Below are 24106 nucleotides of genomic sequence, written 5' to 3'. Positions count from 1 at the left end.
ATTGCTGCGTTAATTATATGTGCGTGCTATGGTACATACATACGCGAATGTATGTAAATCACACTCCCCCGAAAAAACAACGCCATGGCACGAAAAACCAAACAGCAGGCGCTAGAAACTCGACAGCACATACTTGATGCTGCGGTGCAAGAATTTTCTGAACGTGGCGTTTCTGCAACCTCACTGACAGATATTGCCACGGCTGCCGGAGTTACGCGTGGTGCAATTTATTGGCACTTCAAGAACAAGGTAGACCTGTTTAACGAAGTTTGGGAATTATCAGAGTCAAAAATTGGCGATCTCGAACTAGAGTATCAGGCAAAGTACCCCGAGAATCCACTGCGTATTTTACGAGAAATTCTGATTTACATTCTGACGGCTACGGTCGATGACAGCCGTCGGCGAGCCCTGATGGAAATCGTTTTTCACAAGTGCGAATTCGTTGGTGAGATGATGCCGCTGCATGAAGCGCGTAAAGTCTTGTACCTGGCAGGTTACGAACGTATTGAGTCGGTCCTGCGCGACTGTATAGCCCATGGCCAATTGCCCGCTGATTTACATACCCGTCGCTCGGCAATCATTATGCATGCCTATATTACCGGCCTGATGGAAAACTGGCTGTTTATGCCGGAGAGCTTTGATCTGAAAGCCGAAGCGCCGGTGTTGATCGATTCTTTCCTCGAAATGGCCCAATTCAGTCCCACGTTGCGGCTCAGGCCGGAAGAGCTGGCCGCGCAGCCGCGCAGTGTCGAAAGTCATCCTTTATAAGGAGTAATACCATGTCATCGTCCTCCGTTGTGTTGATTGCCAATGGCGCCGCCTATGGTCACGAATCCCTGTTTAACGCCTTGCGTCTGGCGATTACCCTGAAAGAGCAGCAAAGCGATCTCGACCTGAAACTGTTTCTGATGTCTGACGCGGTCGTCGCCGGTCTGGCCGGGCAACAGCCGCGAGAGGGTTATCATTTGCAGCAGATGCTGGAAATTCTCACTGCGCAACAGGTGCCGGTAAAACTGTGCAAGACCTGCGCCGACGCGCGTGGCATCAGTCAACTGCCGCTGGCGGATGGGGTGGAGATTGGTACTCTGGTAGAGTTGGCGCAGTGGACGCTGGCGACCGGGAAAGTGCTGACGTTCTGATCCCGCGATCTCTCTGTACATCACCAGCAACGCTTTTCTTATTCTGTGGCTATCTGCGATCGTGATAATCTTGACGCTTCTTTATTGATTCGAAGCCAAATCATGCATCGCAGGTTAGCTAAACGTTCTTTTCTGGCGTTACCCTCGTTCTTCGGTGTGGGCCTCTCCCGCGCCCTTGCCCTGTTTTTACTGATCGCGGTTTGCGCGGTCTGCCAACCTGCGGCCTATGCGTCCCTGAATGGTGATCTGCCGTCACGCAGCGAAATCCAAAGCCAGCTTGAAGCGCTGAACAAGCAAAAGACGCTGACGCCGGTCAATAAACTCACCCAACAAGATTTGACCCGCACGCTTGAGCTGCTGGATGCCATCGAACGCACCAAACAGGACGGCGCTCAGCTTAAGCAGCAGTTGCAGTTGGCTCCGGGGAAACTGCGTCAGGTCACCGCCGATCTGGATGCGTTGAAGACGCCGGTCGACAGCGCAGCCGCCAGGGCAGAACTGCTGCCGCTTTCCCTGCGTCAGTTGGAAACCCGGCTTTATCAGACACTCGACGATCTGCAAACCGCACAGGAAAACCTGTCGACTTATAACAGCCAACTGGTTTCGCTGCAGACCCAGCCGGAGCGGGTACAGAGCAGCATGTATACCGCTTCGCAGCGCCTGCAGGAGATCCGCAACCAGATCAACGATCAGACACCGGGCCAAAACTCACTGCGCGACAGCCAGTTAGTGATGCTGGCGACCGAACAGACGCTGCTCAATGCGCAAATTGACCTGCAGCGCAAGAGCCTGGAGGCTAACACCACTTTGCAGGATCTGCTGCAAAAGCAGCGTGATTACACCACCGGGCACATTGATGCGCTGGACCACAACGTGCAGTTGCTGCAAGAGGTGGTCAACAGCAAGCGCCTGACGCTGTCGGAAAAAACCGCCAAAGAGGCACAGAACCCGGAAGACGCCACGGATATCCAGCACGATCAGTTGGTCAGTAAAGAGCTGGACGTTAACCGCCAGCTCAGCCAGCGGCTGATTGCCGCCACCGAAGAGAGCAACGTGTTGTTCCAGCAGAATATTCGGGTGAAGAACTGGCTCGATCGCGGCCTGCAGGCGGAACGCAATTTGAAAGAACAAATCCAGGTGCTGAAAGGCAGTCTGGTGCTGTCGCGCATTTTGTATCAGCAACAGCAAAGCCTGCCGCAGGGCACGCTGGTGGCGGACATGGGCACGCGCATCGCCGATCTGCGTCTGGAACAGTTTGATATCAATCAACAGCGCGACGACCTGTTCAAAGGTGACGACTACATCAATAAGCTGGTTGCCGACAGTAAAGAAAAAGCCAGCACGGACGTGCTTGATGCTTTGAGCGAAATCGTCGATATGCGACGTGAATTGCTGGATCAGTTAAACAAACAGCTGAGTAATCAGTTGGCACAGTCGATCAGTCTGCAGATCAACCAACAGCAGCTGACCAGCGTTAACAGCTCGCTACGGGATACGCTGACTCAGCAGATTTTCTGGGTCAACAGCAACAAGCCGGTTGATCTGGCGTGGCTGAAAGCTTTGCCGGGCGCGCTCAGGGATCAGATTGCCACTCTCGACTTCAAATTAGACATCGGCAAAATGGTGCAGGGCGGGCTGAATTCACTGGTCATCCTGATCCCGTTGCTGCTGTTGCTCGGCCTGCTGCGCTGGCGCTACAAGTTGATCGACAGCCATTTGCAGAAACTGGCCAACGATGTTGGGCAGTTAAAGCGTGATGGCCAACTGCACACGCCAAAGGCCATCATACTGACCTTGCTGAAGGTATTGCCAGGCTCAGCGTTGCTGCTGGGTGCCGGTTTCTGGTGCTATCGTGCTGAAATTGGCCTCAGTGACTTTATTTGGGCGCTGTCGCAACAATTGGCGCTGTTTTGGCTGATTTTCGGTTTCACCTATCGCACCCTGGCGGTGGGGGGCGTTTGCGAGCGGCACTTCAATTTCACTCCTGAGCTTTGTGCACACTACCGCCGGCAGACGGTGCGTCTGGGCTTGGCGCTGCTGCCGTTGATCTTCTGGTCGGTATTGGGCGAGAAAGCGCCGCTGCGGCTGGTGGAGGATGTCATCGGTCAGGTGGTGGTGATGCTGACGTTGGCGCTGCTGGCCGTACTGGTGTTCCCGATGTGCCGTGACAGCTGGCGTGAGAAAGGCTCGCACGCAGTGCGATTGGTGATTGTTACCGCGATTGCCGCCACGCCGCTGATCCTGCTGGGGCTGATGTTTGCCGGTTACTTCTACACCACGCTGCGGCTGGCCGGTCGCTGGATCGACAGCCTGTATCTGTTCTTCCTGTGGAACATTGTTTATCTGACGGCTATTCGCGGCCTGAGCGTGGCGGCGCGGCGTTTGGCCTATCGTCGTGCGCTGGCCCGTCGCCAAAGCCTGGCGAAAGAAAAAGAGGGGGCCGAAGGGCTGGAACCGGTCGAAGAGCCACCTTTGGCGCTTGATCAGATCAACCAGCAGTCGCTGCGTCTGACCACCATGGCCCTGTTTATTATCTTTGCCAGCGCCTTCTATGCCATTTGGTCCGATCTGGTGACGGTGATTTCGTATCTGGACAGCATCACGCTGTGGCATTACACCAGCACCGTCGCCGGCAGCAGCGTGGCGCAGGCGGTGACGTTGGGCAACATGATGGTGGCGATTGCTGCGGTTATTGTCGCCTACGTCATGACGCGCAACCTGCCGGGCTTACTGGAGGTGGTTGTGCTGTCGCGGTTGCAGTTGCGGCAGGGCACCTCTTACGCCATCACCACCATACTGACCTATCTGATCACCACCGTGGGTGCAGTGACCGCGCTCGGATCGCTGGGCGTATCCTGGGATAAGCTGCAATGGCTGGCCGCCGGTTTGACCGTGGGGCTGGGCTTCGGACTGCAGGAGATTTTCGCCAACTTTGTCTCCGGCCTGATTATCCTGTTTGAACGGCCGATCCGCATCGGCGATACCATTACTATTGGCACTTTCTCCGGCTCGGTCAGTAAAATTCGTATTCGCGCCACCACCATCACCGACTTTGACCGCAAAGAGGTGATCATCCCGAACAAGGCGTTTGTCACCGAGCGGCTGATTAACTGGTCGCTGTCAGACACCATCACCCGCGTATTGATCAAGGTTGGCGTGGCCTACGGCTCCGATCTGGACAAGGTGAAAGCGGTGTTGCTGCAGGCAGCGCGTGATAACCCGCGGGTGATGACCGATCCTGAGCCGCAGGTGTTCTTCCTGAATTTCGGCGCCAGCACGCTGGATCACGAACTGCGCCTTTACGTGCGTGAGTTGCGTGACCGTAGCTATACCGTTGACGAACTGAACCGCTCGATCGAACGCCTGTGCCGCGAGAACGATATCAACATCGCCTTTAACCAGCTTGAGGTGTACTTGCACAATCAGCAGGGCAATGAGGTGCAGGAAGTGAAACGGACGCTATCACCGGATGAAGGCGGTATGTCGGCAGGCTAATGGGATAAGGATAAGGGTTCAGCGCAGGCTGAACCCTTTTTACTGGTCGACAGGCAGGTAAGGGGAGGTCACACCGTTGCGTTGCAATTTTTCCTGATAGTCCCGTTTGACAATATCCAGCGCCGCCAGCGCGGTAACCGGATCGATCTCATTACATTCCAGCAGATAAATCAGATCTACCGCCAGTTGCAATTCTGCTGAGGCATTTTCCAGAGACATAAAACCCACGTTTAAATTGAGATGAATGAGTGATGCTTCGCTTCGGCTGAGTATAGTGAACAAGATCCGCGGAGGGGAATAATCATTAAAATATTGTGATAAATATTCAAAAACCGTTTTCTTTACGTTCGATACTGCGCTCAATACGGGCCAGCGCCTGACGGCAACGCATCAGTCGACCTTCCAGCGCCGCCAGCTCATGCTGCAGTTTTTGCTGCGCCGCCAGCGTGGTCTGCCTGCCTAACAGACTTTCCCGATCCTGGATCATCGAAATGATCCGACGTTCATAATCCTGATGTTCAGCCAGCTTGTGATACAAATCTACGGCCGTCACTTGCTTGGGCTGATTTTTCCGACGCAACGCCTGGGTCGCCAATTCGCGCTGCAGGGCGGTGATTTGCGCCACCAGTCTCTCGGCCAGAAAGGCCACCTGGGTAGTGCGGCTATCGTTGGCTGCAGTTTGCAACTGGGCAAAGTTCTTTTGTACTTCTGTCAGGTAATCGCGCAGCCGGGTACCACGGTTGGAAAATAACGCAGCGTCAAAGCGTGCCTGAGGGATCGGGGCGTCGCCTTGCGGCGTGATTTCACCGGCTAACACGGTGATCTGCTGTTCTAACACTTGTAAAAGACGCTGAGTGCTCACGTTGGCTCCATGACGATGATATTGGGCTCAGCTTGCCTTCGATCACGCTGTGAAACAAGCGCTGTGCACATATTCCGGCCGTTGCGGCTGGTGGCGCAGGGGAGGCCGATGATAAAGTGACGGCAGACAGGTTGATGGACAAGGACTCGCATGACGCGTTGGTTATTGATAATCCTCGGTTGGTTAGCGGTGGTGCTGGCGACGCTGGGCGTGGTATTGCCCCTGCTGCCCACCACGCCGTTTCTGCTGTTGGCCGGCTGGTGCTTTGCCCGTTCATCGCCGCGATTCCATGCCTGGCTGCTGTACCGCTCCTGGTTTGGCTCCTATCTGCGCCACTGGCAACAGCACCGGGCATTACCGCCTGGGGCCAAATGGAAGGCGGTGTTGATGATTGTGCTGACGTTTGCGGTTTCTCTGTGGTTGGTGAAAATCTGGTGGGTGCGCGGCTTACTGTTAGCTATGCTGGCCATTCTGCTGATCTTTATGTTGCGTCTGCCGGTTGTTGACCTGTCGCAACAAAAACAGCGTTGATCGCACACCGCCGGTTGCATTTGTCCGCCAGTTTGCATAAATTTGAGCGTTTTCGTGCGCGGGTTGCAGACGACCTGTGCGCAAGTCATCAGGCAGTTTTATCAGGCAACAATTATGACCGCTACTGCGCAGCAGCTTCAGTTTATTAAAGACAGTATCAAAACCATCCCGGATTACCCTAAGCCGGGCATACTGTTCCGTGACGTCACCAGCCTGCTGGAAAACCCGCTGGCCTATGCCGCCAGCATTGAATTACTGGTTGAGCGCTTCCGTGAAGCGGGCGTCACCAAAGTGGTTGGCACCGAAGCGCGCGGCTTCCTGTTTGGCGCTCCGGTTGCGTTGGCACTGGGCGTGGGCTTTGTACCGGTACGTAAACCGGGCAAGCTGCCGCGTGAAACCCTCAGCGAAAGCTATGAGCTGGAATACGGCACCGACCGACTGGAAATCCATACCGATGCTATCAGCGCCGGCGATAAAGTGCTGGTGGTGGACGATCTGCTGGCTACCGGCGGCACCATCGAAGCCACCGCAAAACTGATCCGCCGTCTGGGCGGTGAAGTCACCGACGCCGCCTTTATAATCAACCTGCCGGATCTCGGCGGTGAAGCGCGTTTAAACACCCTGGGTATTGAATGCTACAGCCTGGTCAACTTCTCCGGCCACTGATCTGCATTACCACAACGGCCTCGCGGATCGCCGCGGGGCTGTGTTAGCATGACCCTCCAGATTACTCGACTTTTCCGGTATTAATGAGCTATCAGGTTCTTGCCCGTAAGTGGCGCCCTCAAACGTTTGCAGATGTTGTCGGACAGGAACATGTCCTGACTGCACTGGCTAACGGCCTCTCGCTGGGGCGGATCCATCACGCCTATCTGTTCTCGGGCACGCGTGGCGTGGGTAAAACCACCATTGCGCGCCTGCTGGCCAAAGGCCTGAACTGTGAAACCGGCATCACCGCCACACCGTGCGGTCAATGTGACAACTGCCGCGAGATTGAGCAGGGACGTTTTGTCGATCTGATCGAGATCGACGCCGCGTCCAGAACCAAGGTGGAAGATACCCGCGATTTGCTGGATAACGTCCAGTACGCTCCCGCCCGCGGCCGCTTCAAGGTTTACCTGATTGACGAAGTGCACATGCTTTCGCGTCACAGCTTTAATGCGCTGTTGAAAACGCTGGAAGAGCCGCCTTCGCACGTCAAATTCCTGCTGGCAACCACCGATCCGCAAAAGCTGCCGGTGACCATTCTGTCACGCTGTCTGCAATTTCATCTCAAGGCGCTGGACGTCGATCAGATCCGTGGCCAACTGGAAACGGTGCTGCAGGCGGAACAGATCACCAGCGATCAGCGAGCGTTGCAGCTATTGGCGCGAGCCGCCGATGGCAGCATGCGTGACGCACTGAGCCTTACTGACCAGGCGATTGCCATGGGCCAGGGGCAGGTGACTACCGCCACCGTCAGCCAAATGCTTGGCACGCTTGACGACGAACAGCCGTTGGCGATCCTCGAAGCGCTGGTCAGTGCCGATGGCGAAAAGGTGATGGCGCAGGTTGCGCAGGCCGCTTCGCGCGGTGTCGACTGGGAAAATCTACTGGTCGAGACGCTGGCGTTGCTACACCGGATTGCGATGGTGCAACTGCTGCCGTCGGTGTTGGACAATCATTACGCCGCCATTGAACAACGGCTGCGTGAACTGGCGCGTACCTTGCCGCCGACTGACGTACAGCTCTATTACCAAACGCTGTTGGTTGGACGCAAAGAGCTGTCCTTTGCGCCAGATCGCCGCATGGGGGTTGAAATGACTCTGCTGCGCGCGCTGGCGTTTCACCCGAAAGCGGTGATCCCGGAGCCGGTGGCGATGGTGCAAACCGCGCCAGTGCAGATGGCTCAGCCACAGGCTCAAGCGGCCCAGCCGTCACAGTTTCAGGACGCGCCCCCGCCGTTAGGGCAGGTTGCGCCGCAGAACAATCAGCAAGCGAATTTACCGGATGCCACCGCGCAATTATTAAAGGCGCGAACCCAACTGCTGAGGCAGCAGGGAGCATCCACACCAAAAAAGAGTGAACCGGCGGCGCCTGGAAAAGCGCGGCCGGCAAACTCAGCACTGGAGCGGTTAGCTTCCGTGACTGAGCGCAGCCAGCAGCGCCAGGCGGAAAAGATCGTGCAGGAAAAACCGGCCAAGCCGGAGGCTTATCGCTGGCGTGCACTGACCGAGCCGGTGGCCGAACCAGAGCCGCTGGCCACGCCGAAAGCGCAGCGTACCGCGCTCGAGCATGAGAAAACCCCCGAGCTGTCGGCCAAGCTGGTGGTTGAATCGCTGGAACGCGATGCCTGGGCGGCGGAAATCGATAAGCTGAAAATACCGAAACTGGTGCAGCAGTTGGCATTAAACGCGGTTAAACAGCTGCTGGAACCCGGTAAGATTTGTCTCCATCTGCGGTCGTCGCAGCGTCACCTGAACTCGCCTTCGGCGCAGAAGGTGCTGACCGAGGCGCTCAGCGAGCTGTATGGCAGCCCGGTTGAGTTGACCGTGGTGGAAGACGATAATCCGGCGGAGCGGACTCCGCTGGAATGGCGACAAGCCATTTACGAAGAAAAACTGGCGCAGGCGCGCCAGTCGATCGTTGCGGATACCCATATTCAGACGCTGCGCCGGTTCTTCGACGCGGATCTGGATGAAGACAGTATTCGCCCCATTTAAACGCCGCGTAAAGTGCGCGGCCCTAGCGACGAGAGACGACTATGTTTGGTAAAGGCGGTCTGGGCAACCTGATGAAGCAAGCCCAGCAAATGCAAGAAAAAATGCAGCAGATGCAGGAAGAAGTCGCCAAATTGGAAGTGACTGGCGAATCCGGTGCCGGCCTGGTGAAAGTCACCATCAACGGCGCGCACAACTGCCGTCGTGTGGAGATCGATCCGAGCCTGATGGAAGACGATAAAGATATGCTGGAAGATCTGATCGCTGCTGCGATCAACGACGCAGCACGTCGCATCGACGAAACGCAGAAAGAGAAGATGGCGTCTGTGTCCAATGGCATGCAACTGCCACCTGGCTTTAAGATGCCGTTCTGATGCAAACCAGCCCGCTCCTTGAAACATTGATGGAGGCGTTGCGTTGCCTGCCGGGCGTTGGCCCGAAGTCGGCGCAGCGCATGGCATTCCAACTGTTGCAGCGCGATCGCAGCGGTGGCATGCGTTTGGCGCAGGCGCTGACCCGCGCCATGTCGGAAATCGGCCACTGTGCCGATTGCCGCACCTTCACCGAGCAGGATATCTGCACCATCTGCGCCAATCCGCGCCGTCAACAAAACGGCCAGATCTGCGTGGTGGAAAGCCCGGCTGATATTCACGCCATTGAGCAGACCGGGCAGTTCGCCGGGCGCTACTTTGTGCTGATGGGCCACCTGTCGCCGATGGACGGCATTGGCCCAGGCGATATCGGTTTGGATCGGCTGGAGCAACGGCTGGAAAAAGAAAGCGTTACCGAAGTGATCCTGGCGACCAACCCGACGGTGGAAGGTGACGCAACCGCCAACTACATCGCCGAAATGTGTGGTCAGTATGGCGTAGTGGCCAGCCGCATTGCCCACGGCGTGCCGGTGGGTGGTGAGTTGGAGATGGTTGACGGCACCACGCTGTCACATTCCCTGGCCGGTCGCCACGTTATCAAATTCTGATGCTTGGCGGGGCCATCGCGGCCCCGTTACTTTCCAAAAAAATTCCCCCCAGTCGCTTGAAAAACAATACCCTGACCCCCACTTGATCCTCATTGTCCGATTTTGGTAGCTATATCTTTGAGGTAATCAATGAGTATGAAAGGTCAAGAAACCCGTGGTTTCCAGTCTGAAGTAAAACAACTGCTTCATTTGATGATTCATTCGCTGTACTCCAATAAAGAAATTTTCCTGCGCGAGTTGATCTCCAACGCCTCGGACGCCGCCGACAAGCTGCGTTTCCGCGCGCTGTCCACGCCTGAGCTGTATGAAGGCGACGGCGAGCTGCGTGTGCGTCTTTCCTTCGATAAAGACCAGCGTACGCTGACCATTGCTGACAACGGCATTGGCATGAGCCGTGAAGAAGTGATTGAAAACCTCGGCACCATCGCGAAATCAGGGACCAAATCCTTCCTGGAATCTATCGGTTCCGATCAGGCCAAAGACAGCCAACTGATCGGCCAGTTCGGCGTGGGCTTCTACTCCGCGTTCATCGTGGCGGATAAAGTCACCGTGCGTACCCGTGCTGCCGGTGCAGCCGCCGATCAGGGTGTGTTCTGGGAATCTGTCGGCGAAGGCGATTACACCATTGCCGATGTCAGCAAAGAAGATCGCGGTACTGAAATCACCCTGCATCTGCGCGAAGGCGAAGATGAATATCTCGACGCCTGGCGTCTGCGTTCGGTGATCGGTAAATACTCCGACCACATCGCACTGCCGGTTGAGATTGAAAGCAAAAACGAAGAAGACGGCACCGTTACCTGGGAAAAAATCAACAAGGCGCAGGCCCTGTGGACCCGTAGCAAGGCCGACGTCACCGACGAAGAATACAAAGAGTTCTACAAGCACATCGCTCACGATTTTACCGATCCGCTGAGCTGGAGCCACAACCGGGTGGAAGGCAAGCAGGAATACACCAGCCTGCTGTATATCCCGGCGCAGGCTCCCTGGGATATGTGGAACCGCGATCACAAGCATGGTCTGAAACTGTATGTACAACGCGTGTTCATCATGGACGACGCTGAGCAGTTCATGCCGAACTACCTGCGCTTCGTACGCGGCCTGATAGATTCCAACGATCTGCCGCTGAACGTCTCGCGTGAAATTCTGCAGGACAGCCGTGTGACGCAAAACCTGCGCGGCGCGCTGACCAAGCGTGTGTTGCAAATGCTGGAAAAACTGGCCAAAGACGACGCGGAAGGTTACCAGAAGTTCTGGCAGCAGTTCGGCCTGGTGTTGAAAGAAGGCCCGGCGGAAGACGCGAACAACAAAGAAACCATTGCCAAGCTGCTGCGTTTCGCTTCTACCCAGAGTGACAGCTCGGCGCAAACCGTCTCGCTGGAAGAGTACGTTGGCCGCATGGCGGAAGGGCAGGAGAAGATTTATTACATCACTGCCGACAGCTATGCCGCCGCCAAGAGCAGTCCGCACCTGGAGCTGTTCCGTAAGAAAGGCATCGAAGTGTTGCTGCTTTCCGATCGCATCGACGAATGGATGATGAGCTACCTGACCGAGTTTGACGGCAAGCCGTTCCAGTCGGTCAGCAAGGCGGACGACGCGCTGGACAAGCTGGCGGACGAGACCGAAGAGCAGAAGGCCGCAGAGAAGCAGCTGGAGCCGTTTGTTGACCGCGTGAAGACCCTGCTGGGCGATCGGGTGAAGGACGTGCGCCTGACGCACCGCCTGACCGATACGCCGGCTATCGTCATCACCGACGCCGATGAAATGAGCACCCAGATGGCGAAACTGTTTGCCGCTGCGGGCCAGGAAGCGCCGGCCGTGCAATACATTTTCGAACTGAATCCGGAGCATGCGCTGGTCAAACGCGCATCCGATGTGGGCGATAACGAACAATTCGCCGAATGGATTGACCTGTTATTGGATCAGGCGCTGCTGGCTGAACGCGGCACGCTGGAAGACCCAAATCAGTTTATCCGCCGCATGAATAAGCTGTTGTCCGCATAACAGTGACTCTATACGCCCCTGGCCTAAAGGTTGGGGGCGTATTTTTTTGCTTTTCTCACTGATTTTCCATGTTTTATCCTCTTTTATGTCCCTTCTGCTCCGCAATCGATTTCCTCGCGTACCTTGAGCCAGCCCCCCCTGAAATGGTATGGTTGAGCGTTTTCGCAATTTTATAAAAACTACATAGCAAGGGGATTTACGCAATGCGTATCATTCTGCTGGGCGCTCCGGGCGCTGGTAAAGGTACTCAGGCTCAATTCATCATGGAGAAATACGGTATTCCGCAAATCTCTACGGGTGATATGTTGCGCGCAGCCGTGAAGGCCGGCAGTGAACTGGGCAAGCAGGCGAAAGAAATCATGGACGCCGGCAAGCTGGTGACCGATGAGCTGGTTATTGCACTGGTTAAAGAACGCATCACTCAGGAAGACTGCCGTAAGGGCTTCCTGCTGGACGGTTTCCCACGCACTATTCCACAGGCTGATGCAATGAAAGAAGCCGGCATCAACGTGGATTACGTGCTGGAATTTGCCGTGCCGGACGAACTGATCGTTGATCGCATCGTTGGTCGTCGCGTACATGCGCCGTCTGGCCGCGTGTATCACGTGAAATTCAATCCGCCGAAGGTGGAAGGCAAAGATGACGCGACCGGTGAAGAACTGACGACTCGTAAAGACGATCAGGAAGAAACCGTGCGTAAGCGTCTGGTGGAATACCATCAGATGACGGCACCACTGATTTCCTACTACAGCAAAGAAGCTGCAGCAGGCAACACCCAATACCGTAAAATCGACGGCACCCGTAAAGTGGCCGAAGTGAGCGCTGAACTGGCAACCATCCTCGGCTGATCGGTTTTTCATTGCGGTGTATAGCGCCAGGCCCTATCGGTCTGGCGTTTTTTTTCGCCATTTCCCAGCCGAACTGTGATCGCCGTGGCTTGTTGCGCCCGTGTGCTTTAATCATCTGCGATAAATGGCGTATAACTGCCCCCATGTAACCCTCGGGGATCATCCTCATGTTCAGACCCACCAATTTGCTGGCAGAATCCACCGCGCGCCAGATCGTGCAGCGGGCGATGGGTATCATCAATCATTCCGTCAACGTGATGGACAGCAATGGCGTCATCATCGCCTCCGGCAACCCCTCACGGCTGTTCCAGCGCCATGAGGGCGCGGTACTGGCGCTGACCGAAAATCGGGTGGTGGAAATCGATGCGGTCACCGCTGCGCACCTGAAGGGCGTGCGTCCTGGTATCAATCTGCCGTTCAGTTTTCGTAGCCAGCAGGTAGGGGTGATCGGCATTTCCGGTGAGCCAACCCAGGTGCGCGCCTATGCCGAGCTGGTAAAAATGGCGGCTGAGCTGATGGTGGAGCAGGCGGCACTGCTGAGCCAAAACCAGTGGGAAAAGCGCTACCGCGAGGAGCTGGCAAACCAGTTGCTGCAGCCGCAGCCGGCATCGGCCTCACTGGAGGCCATGGCCGCTTATATGGGACTGGATCTGCAACTGCCGCGCATTGTTTGGATCGTGGAGTTGCAGGAGCCGCAACCGCATTTGCTGCGTGAACTGCTGACGGAGCTGGAACACACCCAGCGCGAAGCGTTGCTCACCATCACCGGCTTCAACGAAATGATCCTGCTGCGGCCCGCCAGCCTGGTGCAGGGGGAGTGGAGTTTGAAGCAGGAGCGCAAGCAGGCACAGCAGTTGCAAAGCCAGCTGCAGTCTCGTTTCAACCTGCGTTTGATTATTGGCGGTTTTTTTAGTGGTGAAGCGGGACTGCATCGCTCAAACCTGACCGCCCGCGCCACGCAGGCGATGGCGCAGCGGCTGAAACTGCGTCACAAGACGCTGTTCTATCAAGATTATCCTCTGCCCTCATTGCTGTGTGATTTGGGTGAGGACTGGCGGGCACAGGAACTGTCTCGCCCCTGGCAGACTCTGGAGGCCAATGATGAAAAAGGGGTACTGCGCAGTACCCTGCGGCACTATTTTTCGCGGAATTGTGATCAGACGCAGACCGCCACTGAGCTTCATATCCACGTTAATACCCTGCGTTACCGCCTGCAGCGTATTGAGGCGATTACAGGATTAAAAATCAACCAGTTAACTGATGCATTGCAGTTGTATATCGGCATGCTGATGCACGACTGAATTGTGTAAAACCACAACTTTCCGGCGCACCACTCGACGGGTTTTTGTGGCTTCCTCTCACGCTAATGTTCGGCGCTCAGGATATGTTTTCCCCACACCAACAACGGGGAAAATAATAATGACAACGGTATCCACATTGGGGGCGCTGGTGGCATTGGTCGTCGCTATCGTTCTGATTTTACGCAAGGTCCCGCCGGCTTACGGCATGATTGCCGGTGCACTGGCCGGTGGATTATGCGGCGGCGCCGATCTGGTACAGACCGTGACGCTGATGATCACCGGCGCTCAGGGCATCACCAACGCCGTGATGCGCATTCTGGCGGCGGGGGTGCTGGCTGGGGTGTTGATTGAGTCCGGCGCGGCACACACCATTGCTGAAACCATTGTCCGCAAGGTCGGGGAAACCCGAGCGCTGCTGGCGCTGGCGATAGCTACACTGATCCTGACGGCGGTTGGGGTATTTATCGACGTGGCGGTGATCACCGTGGCGCCGATCGCACTCTCCATTGCCCAGAAGGCCGGGATCTCGCGGGGGGCCATCCTGTTGGCGATGATCGGCGGCGGCAAGGCCGGTAACGTGATGTCGCCCAACCCGAACACCATTGCCGCTGCCGACAACTTCCATGTGCCGCTGACCTCGGTGATGATGGCCGGTATCGTGCCCGGCCTGTGTGGGTTGGTGGTGGCCTATCTGCTGGCCCGTCGCCTGAGTAACAAGGGTGAAAAGGTGATGGCAGAGGAACTGACTCAGCATGCCGAAGGTTCTCGCCCAGGTTTTGCGGCGGCGATCAGCGCGCCGTTGGTTGCCATTGTGCTGCTGTCGCTGCGACCGATCGCCGGTATCGCAGTTGATCCGCTGATTGCATTACCGGCTGGCGGCCTGGTCGGGGCCCTGTTGATGGGGCGTATTCGCCAGTGTAATCAATTTATGGTTTCTGGCCTGAGCCGCATGGCACCGGTGGCCATTATGCTGCTCGGCACGGGTACGCTGGCAGGTATTATCGCCAACTCGGCGTTGAAGGACGCATTGATTAACGGGTTGACCCACACCGGGATGCCGGCCTGGCTGCTGGCACCGCTCTCGGGGGCGCTAATGTCGATGGCGACGGCCTCGACCACAGCCGGCACCGCCGTGGCATCCGGGGTATTCAGCAGTACCTTGCTGGAGCTGGGCGTCAGCGGGTTGGCCGGTGCGGCGATGATCCATGCCGGTGCGACGGTGCTGGATCACCTGCCACACGGCAGCTTCTTCCACGCTACCGGTGGCAGCGTCAATATGGCAGTCCATCAACGGCTGAAGCTATTGCCGTATGAAACCCTGATCGGCTTTACCATCGCGGCCGTCTCGGCGCTGATGTTTGGCGTATTTAATCTGGCGGGATAAGGAATACTGATGAAAACGCTGAAAAAAGTGGTTATTGCCCCAGACTCGTTTAAAGAGAGCCTGAGTGCGATGGAGGTGGCCGAGGCCATCGAGCGCGGATTCCGCCAGATTTACCCGCAGGTGCAGTATATGAAGTTGCCGATGGCGGACGGCGGTGAAGGGACGGTGGACTCGATGGTGGCGGCCACCGGCGGAGAAATCGTCAGCGTTGAGGTGACTGGCCCGCTGGGCCAGCCGGTATCTGCCTTTTACGGCTTGCTGGGGGAGGGGGAAACCGCCGTGATTGAGATGGCGGCCGCTTCCGGCCTGCATCTGGCGCCTAATGGTCGACGCGATCCGCGCATTACCACCAGTTACGGTACCGGTGAATTGATCCTGGCGGCGCTGGAGCGCGGCGTGAAGGCGATTATTCTGGGCATCGGCGGCAGCGCTACCAACGATGGTGGTGCCGGTATGATGCAGGCGCTGGGCGCCAGGCTGCTGGATGACAACCAGCAGCCGCTGGCACCGGGTGGCGCGGCGCTGGCCCGGTTGGCGCAAATTGACCTTTCTGGGGTGGACCCACGCCTGCAGCAGGTGAGCGTGACGGCCGCCTGTGACGTGGATAATCCTTTGTGTGGCCCGCATGGTGCCTCGGCGGTGTTTGGCCCGCAGAAGGGCGCCACGCCGGAGATGGTGACGCAGTTGGATGCGGCACTGAGCCATTTCGGCCGTTTGCTGGAGCAGGCTACTGGCCGTCAGGTGCTCAATGCGCCGGGTGCCGGTGCGGCGGGCGGAATGGGGGCGGCATTGCTCGGCATGCTCAACGCCCGCTTGCGACCGGGGATTGAGATCGTGATTGAAACCTTACGGCTGGAAGAGGCGCTGCGTGATGCCGATCTGGTGATCACTGGAGAAGGGCGGCTGGACAGCCAGTCGATCCACGGTAAAACGCCGATTGGCGTGGCACGGGTGGCCAAACGCTACGGCCTGCCGGTGATCGGCATTGCGGGCAGCCTGTCGAAAGATTATCAGGTGGTGCACCAGCATGGCATTGACGCGGCCTTTTCGGTGCTCGATCGCGTCGTCACGCTGGAAGAGGCACTGACGGATGCGGCCACTAACCTGGAGGTGACGGCACGCAACGTGGCGGCGGTCTGGCGGCTGGCGCAAGGCTGAGGTCAACCTCTTTTACCATGGGCACTACCTGTTGCTGATATCGGTTCCGATGAGGCGCTTTTCCGTTACAATAGGCGCCATTAATCGAGGTTAATCCCCTGACCCAGAATGGGGGGTTAGCTTGCAAGGAATCAAGGGGAACTGAGATGAAGCAAGAGAAACACGGAGTATTGCTGGTGAACCTGGGCACACCAGATGCTCCGACCTCGTCGGCGGTAAAACGCTATCTGAAGGAATTTCTTAGTGACGACCGCGTGGTGGATACTGCCCCTCTCATCTGGTGGCCGATCCTCAACGGGGCGATCCTGCCGATCCGTTCACCGCGGGTTGCCAAGCTGTATCAGTCGGTATGGATGGACGAAGGTTCACCGTTGCTGGTTTACAGCCGCCGTCAGCAGCGCGCACTGGCCGCACGCATGCCGAACACGCCGGTTGAACTGGGTATGAGCTACGGCTCCCCGAGCCTGGCCGAGGCGATCGACAAGCTGTTGGCACAAGGGGTGACTAACCTGGTGGTGTTGCCGCTGTATCCGCAATACTCCTGTTCGACCAGCGCTGCGGTGTGGGATGGGGTGGCTCGCATACTGAAAGGCTACCGTCGTCTGCCGTCAGTCAGCTTTATCCGTGATTATGCTGAGCACCCGGCCTACATTGCCGCGCTGCGCCAGAGCGTTGAGCATTCGTTCGCTGAGCATGGTCAGCCGGATCGTTTGGTGCTGTCATTCCACGGCATCCCCAAGCGCTATGCGCGCCTCGGTGACGATTATCCGCAGCGTTGTGAAGACACGTTACGTGCTCTGACGGCGACATTACCGCTGGCGCCGGATCGGGTGATGATGACCTATCAGTCGCGCTTTGGCCGTGAGCCCTGGCTGACGCCTTACACCGACGAAACCCTGAAAGGTCTGCCGGCTCAGGGCGTTAAACATATTCAGCTGATCTGCCCCGGCTTTTCGGCGGACTGCCTGGAAACGCTGGAAGAGATCAAAGAGCAGAACCGTGAGATCTTCCTTAAGGCCGGCGGTGAGAAATTCGAGTACATTTCTGCGCTGAACGACGAGCCGGCGCACATTGATATGATGCAGCAACTGGTGGCGCAGCGCTTCTGAATCTCATAGCGCAAAATATACCCAAAATAATTGGAGTTGTATTGAGGCGGCCAGTCTGCAAGAGCCTGGGAGCATAGATAACTATGTGACCAGGGCGAGTAGACGCAGCCAACAAAAATACAGTTTCAAGTATGACGGGTATAGTGACAGTCATCAGCAATCGGGCAGGAATGTGCTAACATTCTCTGCCTGTTAACTGCCACTGCCGCCAATTAAATGAAATTTCCTGGTAAACGTAAGTCCAAACACTATTTTCCGGTGAACGCCCGCGATCCACTCTTGCAGCAAGCTCAGCCCGAAAATGAAATCAGCACCTCCTATGTCGTCGGTATTGACCAGACGCTGGTGGATATCGAAGCAAAAGTGGATGACAGCTTCGTCCAGCGCTATGGCCTGAGTCTGGGGCATTCCCTGGTGATCGAAGATGACGTCGCCGAGGCGTTGTATCAGGAATTGATCGACAAAAATTTAATCACCCATCAGTTTGCCGGCGGCACTATCGGCAATACCCTGCACAACTATTCAGTGCTGGCGGACGACCGCTCGGTACTGCTCGGCGTGATGTGCAGCAATATCAAGATTGGCAGCTACGCCTACCGCTACCTGTGCAATACCTCCAGCCGTACCGATCTTAACTATCTGCAGGCCGTTGACGGTGCCATTGGCCGCTGCTTCACGCTGATCGGTGAAAGCGGTGAGCGAACCTTCGCCATCAGCCCGGGACAGATGAACCAACTGCGGCCGGAAAGCGTCACGGAAGAAGTGATTGCCGGCGCTTCGGCGTTGGTACTGACGTCCTACCTGGTGCGTTGCAAGGAAGGGGAACCGATGCCGGCGGCCACTATGCAGGCGATCGCGTTTGCCAAAAAGCACGACGTGCCGGTGGTTCTGACGCTCGGCACCAAGTACGTGATTGCCGATAACCCGCAGTGGTGGCGCGACTTCCTGAAACAGCACGTGTCGATCCTGGCGATGAACGAAGATGAAGCGCTGGAACTGACCGGGCTGAGCGATCCGTTGACCGCCTCGGACATGGCGCTGGAATGGGTCGATCTGGTGCTGTGCACAGCCGGGCCAAACGGCCTGTATATGGCGGGTTACACCGAAGAGTCCAACAAGCGGGAAACCCAGCATCCGCTGCTGCCGGGGCATATCGCCGAATTCAACCGTTACGAGTTCAGCCGCGCGATGCGCCGTGAAAGCTGTGAGAGCCCGTTCCGCATCTATTCGCACATTGCGCCATACATGGGTGGGCCTGAGAAAATCATGAACACCAACGGTGCCGGTGATGGTGCGTTATCTGCGCTGCTGCATGATATTGCCGCCAACGGTTTTCACCGTAATAACGTGCCGAACTCCAGCAAGCACGTTCGCAGTTACCTGACTTACTCCTCGCTGGCACAGGTGTGTAAATACGCCAACCGCGTCAGCTATCAGGTGCTGAACCAGCATTCACCGCGCCTGACGCGCGGCTTGCCGGAACGGGAAGACAGTCTGGAAGAGTCTTACTGGGAACGGTAAAAAACAAAAGGTCCGGCAAGCCGGACCTTTTTTACATCGCTTGTCACATCAGATCGGGCAGCCGCCCATTTTCTCTTCTTCAGTCAGCGTATCCAGTTTAAGGATATTCAGCATGCTGTTGGCGATTTCCCGTTCGCCCATCACCACCTGATCCGCGCCGCGATCGGAGATATACGACACTTCGTCATCGTAGTGCGCCCGGGCAATAATCTCGATATTGGGCCGCTTGGTTCGCGCAGAGGCTACGATCTCACCGGCCTCGTAACCGTTGGGTATGGTCAACAACAGCCAGCGAGCGCAGTCTAGTCGCGCCAGATCCATCACTTCCGGATTGGCGGCATTGCCCAATACCGTTTTGATGCCCTGTTCACGCAGCGCCTCAACCCGTGGACGGGAATTCTCGATCACCACCAGCGGAACGCCGGCCTCGGCCAACTTGGCCCCCAGCAGGCTGCCTACGCGGCCATAGCCGACTACCAGCGCATGGTTGCACATATTGACCGGGATCTGCTTCTCGTCTTCTACCGCTTCTTCCAGGATTTGGTCTTCTATGGTCTCCGTCTTGGCCAGATAACGCTCGAGCAGGGTGAACAGCAGTGGGTTAAGCATGATCGACAAGATAGCCCCAGCCAGCACCAGATTGCGACCGTGCTCCGACATCATGCCCAGCGTGATCCCCAGCCCTGCCAAAATGAAGGCGAACTCGCCAATTTGCGCCAGGCTGGCGGAGATGGTCAACGCGGTGCGCTTGGAGTGACCGAACATTTTCACCAGCAGGAACGCCGCGGCTGATTTACCGAACACGATAATCGCCAGCGTTGCCAGCACCGCCAGCGGTTCGCGGATCAGGATCATCGGATCAAACAGCATGCCGACCGAGACAAAGAACAGTACGGCAAACGCATCGCGTAGCGGCAGCGTGTCGTGGGCGGCGCGGTGGCTCAGCTCCGACTCGTTCAGCACCATACCGGCGAAGAAGGCCCCCAGGGCAAAGGAGACGTCAAAGAAGCCGACAGCGCCGTAGGCAATGCCCAGCGCCAGCGCCAGCACCGCCAGGGTAAACAGCTCGCGTGAGCCGGTACTGGCGGTTTTTGCCAGGATCCACGGCACCAGACGGCGACCAACCACAATCATCAGTGCCATAAAGGCGATAACCTTGCCGATGGTAATGGCCAGCTCGATCAGCAACTGACTGCTGCTGGCGTTGTCGTTACCCAGCATGTTGGCAAAGGCCGGTAACAGTACCAGCGCCAGCACCATCGCCAGGTCTTCCACAATCAGCCAGCCGATGGCGATTTGCCCGCGTTGGCTATCAATCAACTGGCGTTCTTCCAGCGCGCGCAACAGCACCACGGTACTGGCGGTGGACAGACAGAGCCCGAACACCAGGCCGGAAATCAAATCCCAACCCAATAACTTTGACAGCCCCATACCGAGCAGGGTGGCGACGGCAATTTGCGCGATGGCACCGGGAATGGCGATATGTTTTACTGCGAGGAGGTCTTTAAGGGAGAAATGCAGGCCAACACCGAACATCAACAGGATCACACCGATTTCCGCCAGTTCTGGAGCCAACGAGGTATCGGCAACAAAACCGGGAGTAAACGGGCCGGCGAGTACGCCTGCGGCAAGGTATCCCACCAGTGGGGAGATGCGCAGGCGATTTGCCAGCATACCGAAGAGGAAGGCGAGTACTAACCCTCCGACAATGGTGGAGATTAGCGGTGTTGAATTATGCATCCAGACTCCTTCTAGTTATGCATCGCAGCAGAGAGGGAAACGCAACAGAGTTACGAAAAGATACATTTAGTTTATTGCATTTGTTCGCGCCTTGCTTAGCTAAATATAGCTATTTTGCGAAAAAGCAGAGGATTCCGCTTTTGGTACGCCAGTAAGGGGATTTAACACTTAATAAGTCAAATAACATGGGATTGTGTGGGAGATGACCCGGTTGAACGATGGATTACAACCGGGGTTTCAACAGGGTTATTTGGCGTTATGGTCCGTATTTGGCAGTAGAGCAGTGATAATGCCGATCAACGGCAGGAAAGCACAGATTTGGTAGACCAGCTCGATGCTGGTCAAATCTGCGACATAACCAAGAACTGCCGCGCCTAACCCGCCCATACCAAAAGCAAAACCGAAGAATAAGCCGGAAACCATACCCACTTTGCCGGGGATCAGTTCCTGGGCATAAACCAGAATGGCGGAAAACGCTGACGCGAGAATTACCCCGATAAACACCGTTAAAATGCCGGTCCAGTACAGAGATGCATAGGGTAAAACAAGGGTGAATGGGGCTGCACCAAGAATAGAGCCCCAAATAACACGTTTCCTTCCTATCTTGTCGCCAAGAGGCCCGCCAATAATGGTGCCTGCGGCTACGGCAAACAGGAACGCAAACAGGTGAAATTGGGCATTCTGCACGGATACACCGAACTTGTGCATCAAATAAAAGGTGTAATAGCTACTAATGCTCGCCAGGTAGAAGTATTTGGAGAAAATCAACACCAGCAGGATGCCAATCGCATAGGTAACGGTACGTTTTGGCAGCGGTTTCACCATCGAAGCCACTTTAGGCTGGCCTTTTGTCGCACGATGCTGCTGTTGATACCATTTACTGACCTGCAACAACACCACGATGGCCAGCAGGGCCGCCAGTGAGAACCAGGCGACATTGCCCTTGCCATAAGGAGCGATAATCAGTGCCGCCAGCAGTGGCCCGAGGGAACTGCCAAAGTTGCCTCCCACCTGGAACAGCGATTGTGCCAGGCCATGTCGGCCACCGGACGCCATACGCGCTACGCGGGAGGATTCTGGGTGGAATACCGACGAGCCGGTGCCGACCAACGCAGCAGCCAGTAGCACCAGTGGGAAGGTATTGGCCACGGACAGCAGCAGCAGACCGCACAGGGTAAAGCCCATGCCAATCGGCAGCGAATAAGGCTGCGGGTGTTTATCCGTGTAGTAACCAATCAGCGGCTGCAATAAGGACGCCGTGAGCTGATAGGTCAGAGTAATCATGCCGATTTGCACGAAGCTGAGGCTGAAGTCAGCCTGCAGGATCGGGTAAATCGCCAGGATCAGCGATTGAATCATGTCATTGAGCAGGTGAGAGACGCTGATGGCTCCGAGGATCGAGAAAGCCGTCCCTTTAACCGCACTGCTCTTGGCCGGTGGCAGGGCAGTTTCGCTACGGTCGGTCATTTTATTATTAGCCTGGTAAGTTTTAGAGGACAGAGCAGATATCTTAGGCAAGTTGTTCACTATTTACCATATCCGACATAATTTGACGCATATCGCAAAAATTTGAAATTTGTTACCTTCGTTTCGCGCTACAATTTCGTCCACCTCAAAAAAACAGTTAATTATCATATGGAGTTCGCCATGCGCTTTTCGTTAAAAACCACCGCATGTGCCCTGGCCGTATCCCTGACTTTCCTGTCGGGAGCCGCCAGCGCCTGGGAAAAGGATAAGACCTACGACATTACCATTCTGCACACCAACGATCACCACGGTCATTTTTGGCAGAACGACCACGGCGAATATGGTCTGGGCGCGCAAAAAACGCTGGTGGACAGCATCCGTCAGGACGTTGCGGCCAAGGGCGGTAGCCTGTTGCTGCTGTCGGGGGGCGACATCAATACTGGCGTGCCGGAATCCGACTTGCAGGATGCCGAGCCGGACTTCCGTGGCATGAATCTGGTGGGCTATGACGCGATGGCGATCGGCAACCATGAATTCGACAATCCGCTCAGCGTGCTGCGCCAGCAGGAGAAGTGGGCCACCTTCCCGCTGTTGTCGGCCAACATCTATCAGAAAAGCACCCAGCAGCGTCTGTTCAAGCCTTATGCCTTGTTCGACAAACAGGGCATCAAAATTGCGGTGATCGGCCTGACCACCGATGACACCTCCAAGATTGGCAACCCGGAATATTTCACCGACATCGAGTTCCACGTGCCGGCGCAGGAAGCCAAACAGGTAGTAGAGCAACTGCGTAAGGACGAGAAGCCTGACGTGATCATCGCCGCGACCCATATGGGCCATTATGATGACGGCAACCACGGCTCTAACGCACCCGGTGATGTCGAAATGGCGCGCAGCCTGCCTGCCGGTTATCTGGACATGATCGTCGGTGGCCACTCGCAGGATCCGGTTTGTATGGCTGGTGAAAACCACAAGCAGGTGGATTATGTGCCGGGCACCCCGTGCTCGCCGGATCGTCAGAACGGTACCTGGATCGTGCAGGCGCACGAGTGGGGCAAGTATGTCGGCCGTGCCGATTTCCAGTTCCGTAACGGTGAACTGAAGCTGGTGCATTATCAGCTGATCCCGGTCAATCTGAAGAAGAAGGTGGAGAAAGCCGACGGCACCAGTGAGCGCGTGTATTACACCCAGCAGATCGCGGAAGATGCGTCGATGATGAAACTGCTGACGCCGTTCCAGGAAAAGGGCAAGGCGCAGTTGGACGTGAAAATTGGCAGCGTCAACGGCAAGCTGGAAGGCGATCGCAGCAAGGTGCGCTTTGTTCAGACCAACCTGTCGCGCGTGCTGCTGGCAGCGCAGATGGAACGTGCCGAGGCCGACTTCGCCGTAATGAGCGGGGGCGGGGTACGTGACTCGATTGAAGGCGGCGACATTACCTATAAAAACGTGCTGAAGGTACAACCGTTCGGCAATACGCTGGTTTACGTCGAAATGAAAGGCAGCGAGGTGGAAAAATACCTGGCGGTAGTCGCCAACATGAAGGTGGATTCCGGTGCCTACGCGCAGTTTGCCAACGTTAGCCTGACGGCGGACGGTCAGCAGGGTGTCAGCAATGTCAAAATCAAGGGCGAGCCGCTACAGGCGGATAAAACTTACCGTATGGCAACGCTGAACTTCAATGCGCTGGGCGGGGACGGTTATCCGAAGCTGGATACTCTGCCAAGCTACGTCAATACCGGCTTTATCGATGCCGAAGTGTTGAAACAGTACATTGAGAAGCACTCACCGCTGGATGCGGCGGCCTATGAGCCGAAGGGCGAGATCGTTTATCAGTAAGTGGTCGCCGGGGAGCCGCATGGCTCCCCTGACTCT

Annotated in this window: 20 protein-coding genes and 1 other annotated feature; of the genes, 16 read left to right on the top strand and 4 right to left on the bottom strand. The window is 56.5% G+C overall.

All coding sequences use genetic code 11. The annotated features are described in order from the left end of the window. Nucleotides 1-84 precede the first annotated feature (84 nt). The 3 genes from acrR (at nt 85) to mscK (ending at nt 4634) form a co-directional block, all read left to right on the top strand. Nucleotides 85-768 (top strand): multidrug efflux transporter transcriptional repressor AcrR, encoded by a 684-nt coding sequence (gene acrR / locus BEI65_RS23810; RefSeq protein WP_099065366.1) that lies wholly within the window; start codon nt 85-87, stop codon nt 766-768. An 11-nt stretch (nt 769-779) separates the two neighbouring features. Beyond that, nucleotides 780-1139, top strand: coding sequence for a DsrE/DsrF/TusD sulfur relay family protein (locus tag BEI65_RS23805; protein WP_099065365.1), 360 nt, complete (start codon nt 780-782; stop codon nt 1137-1139). Between the two features lie 102 nt (nt 1140-1241). Further along, a complete protein-coding gene (mscK, locus tag BEI65_RS23800; protein WP_099065364.1) occupies nt 1242-4634 on the top strand; it encodes a mechanosensitive channel MscK in 3393 nt (1130 codons plus the stop codon). 39 nt (nt 4635-4673) lie between these two features. On the opposite strand, the gene rsmS is transcribed toward mscK, so the two are convergent. Together rsmS and priC are read right to left on the bottom strand one after the other, a co-directional pair. After that, a complete protein-coding gene (gene rsmS / locus BEI65_RS23795) occupies nt 4674-4853 on the bottom strand; it encodes a pleiotropic regulatory protein RsmS (RefSeq protein ID WP_099065363.1) in 180 nt (59 codons plus the stop codon). A 106-nt stretch (nt 4854-4959) separates the two neighbouring features. Then, a complete protein-coding gene (gene priC, locus BEI65_RS23790) occupies nt 4960-5496 on the bottom strand; it encodes a primosomal replication protein PriC (RefSeq protein ID WP_099065362.1) in 537 nt (178 codons plus the stop codon). A 150-nt stretch (nt 5497-5646) separates the two neighbouring features. Between priC and BEI65_RS23785 the strand changes: the two genes are divergently transcribed. The 12 genes from BEI65_RS23785 (at nt 5647) to BEI65_RS23730 (ending at nt 19027) form a co-directional block, all read left to right on the top strand. Further along, on the top strand, nt 5647-6027 hold the full coding sequence (locus BEI65_RS23785) for a DUF454 family protein (protein WP_099065361.1): 381 nt from the start codon (nt 5647-5649) through the stop codon (nt 6025-6027). Between the two features lie 114 nt (nt 6028-6141). Next, on the top strand, nt 6142-6693 hold the full coding sequence (apt, locus tag BEI65_RS23780) for an adenine phosphoribosyltransferase (RefSeq protein ID WP_099065360.1): 552 nt from the start codon (nt 6142-6144) through the stop codon (nt 6691-6693). Between the two features lie 83 nt (nt 6694-6776). Beyond that, nucleotides 6777-8729, top strand: coding sequence for a DNA polymerase III subunit gamma/tau (gene dnaX, locus BEI65_RS23775; protein ID WP_099065359.1), 1953 nt, complete (start codon nt 6777-6779; stop codon nt 8727-8729). Then, nucleotides 8062-8126: a sequence feature (DnaX frameshifting element), on the top strand. Its footprint overlaps the gene before it by 65 nt. Nucleotides 8730-8770: 41 nt before the next feature. Beyond that, entirely contained in the window at nt 8771-9100 is a 330-nt protein-coding gene (locus tag BEI65_RS23770; RefSeq protein ID WP_012005575.1) for a YbaB/EbfC family nucleoid-associated protein, read from the top strand. Next, on the top strand, nt 9100-9705 hold the full coding sequence (gene recR / locus BEI65_RS23765) for a recombination mediator RecR (protein WP_012005576.1): 606 nt from the start codon (nt 9100-9102) through the stop codon (nt 9703-9705). The genes BEI65_RS23770 and recR overlap by 1 nt, the downstream gene beginning before the upstream one ends. Before the next feature lie 135 nt (nt 9706-9840). Next, nucleotides 9841-11706 (top strand): molecular chaperone HtpG, encoded by a 1866-nt coding sequence (htpG, locus tag BEI65_RS23760; protein ID WP_198404504.1) that lies wholly within the window; start codon nt 9841-9843, stop codon nt 11704-11706. Nucleotides 11707-11909: 203 nt separating this feature from the next. Beyond that, nucleotides 11910-12554 (top strand): adenylate kinase, encoded by a 645-nt coding sequence (gene adk / locus BEI65_RS23755; protein ID WP_099065357.1) that lies wholly within the window; start codon nt 11910-11912, stop codon nt 12552-12554. Between the two features lie 167 nt (nt 12555-12721). After that, nucleotides 12722-13855 carry a sugar diacid recognition domain-containing protein gene (locus tag BEI65_RS23750; protein ID WP_099065356.1) on the top strand — a complete coding sequence of 378 codons (1134 nt, stop codon included), beginning with the start codon at nt 12722-12724 and terminating at the stop codon, nt 13853-13855. A 118-nt stretch (nt 13856-13973) separates the two neighbouring features. Continuing rightward, nucleotides 13974-15239: a GntP family permease gene (locus BEI65_RS23745; protein ID WP_099065355.1), complete on the top strand. Its 1266-nt coding sequence runs from the start codon at nt 13974-13976 to the stop codon at nt 15237-15239. A gap of 9 nt (nt 15240-15248) precedes the next feature. After that, nucleotides 15249-16397: a glycerate kinase gene (locus BEI65_RS23740; RefSeq protein ID WP_099065354.1), complete on the top strand. Its 1149-nt coding sequence runs from the start codon at nt 15249-15251 to the stop codon at nt 16395-16397. A gap of 146 nt (nt 16398-16543) precedes the next feature. Further along, nucleotides 16544-17506, top strand: coding sequence for a ferrochelatase (gene hemH / locus BEI65_RS23735; RefSeq protein ID WP_099065353.1), 963 nt, complete (start codon nt 16544-16546; stop codon nt 17504-17506). Between the two features lie 216 nt (nt 17507-17722). Further along, entirely contained in the window at nt 17723-19027 is a 1305-nt protein-coding gene (locus tag BEI65_RS23730) for an inosine/guanosine kinase (RefSeq protein ID WP_099065352.1), read from the top strand. Nucleotides 19028-19075: 48 nt separating this feature from the next. Here BEI65_RS23730 and ybaL read toward each other — a convergent pair whose 3' ends face one another. After that, entirely contained in the window at nt 19076-20767 is a 1692-nt protein-coding gene (gene ybaL, locus BEI65_RS23725; RefSeq protein ID WP_099065351.1) for a YbaL family putative K(+) efflux transporter, read from the bottom strand. Nucleotides 20768-21013: 246 nt separating this feature from the next. Beyond that, nucleotides 21014-22234, bottom strand: a complete 1221-nt coding sequence (locus tag BEI65_RS23720; protein ID WP_099065350.1) for an MFS transporter — start codon at nt 22232-22234, stop codon at nt 21014-21016. Nucleotides 22235-22414: 180 nt separating this feature from the next. Here BEI65_RS23720 and ushA point away from each other — a divergent pair, with 180 nt between their 5' ends. Continuing rightward, nucleotides 22415-24070, top strand: coding sequence for a bifunctional UDP-sugar hydrolase/5'-nucleotidase UshA (ushA, locus tag BEI65_RS23715; RefSeq protein ID WP_099065349.1), 1656 nt, complete (start codon nt 22415-22417; stop codon nt 24068-24070). The last annotated feature ends 36 nt before the right edge of the window (nt 24071-24106 follow it).

Source organism: Serratia sp. BW106 (assembly GCF_002607755.1).
GTDB classification, from domain to species: domain Bacteria; phylum Pseudomonadota; class Gammaproteobacteria; order Enterobacterales; family Enterobacteriaceae; genus Serratia; species Serratia proteamaculans.
This window is presented reverse-complemented; position numbering and strand designations above follow the sequence as displayed.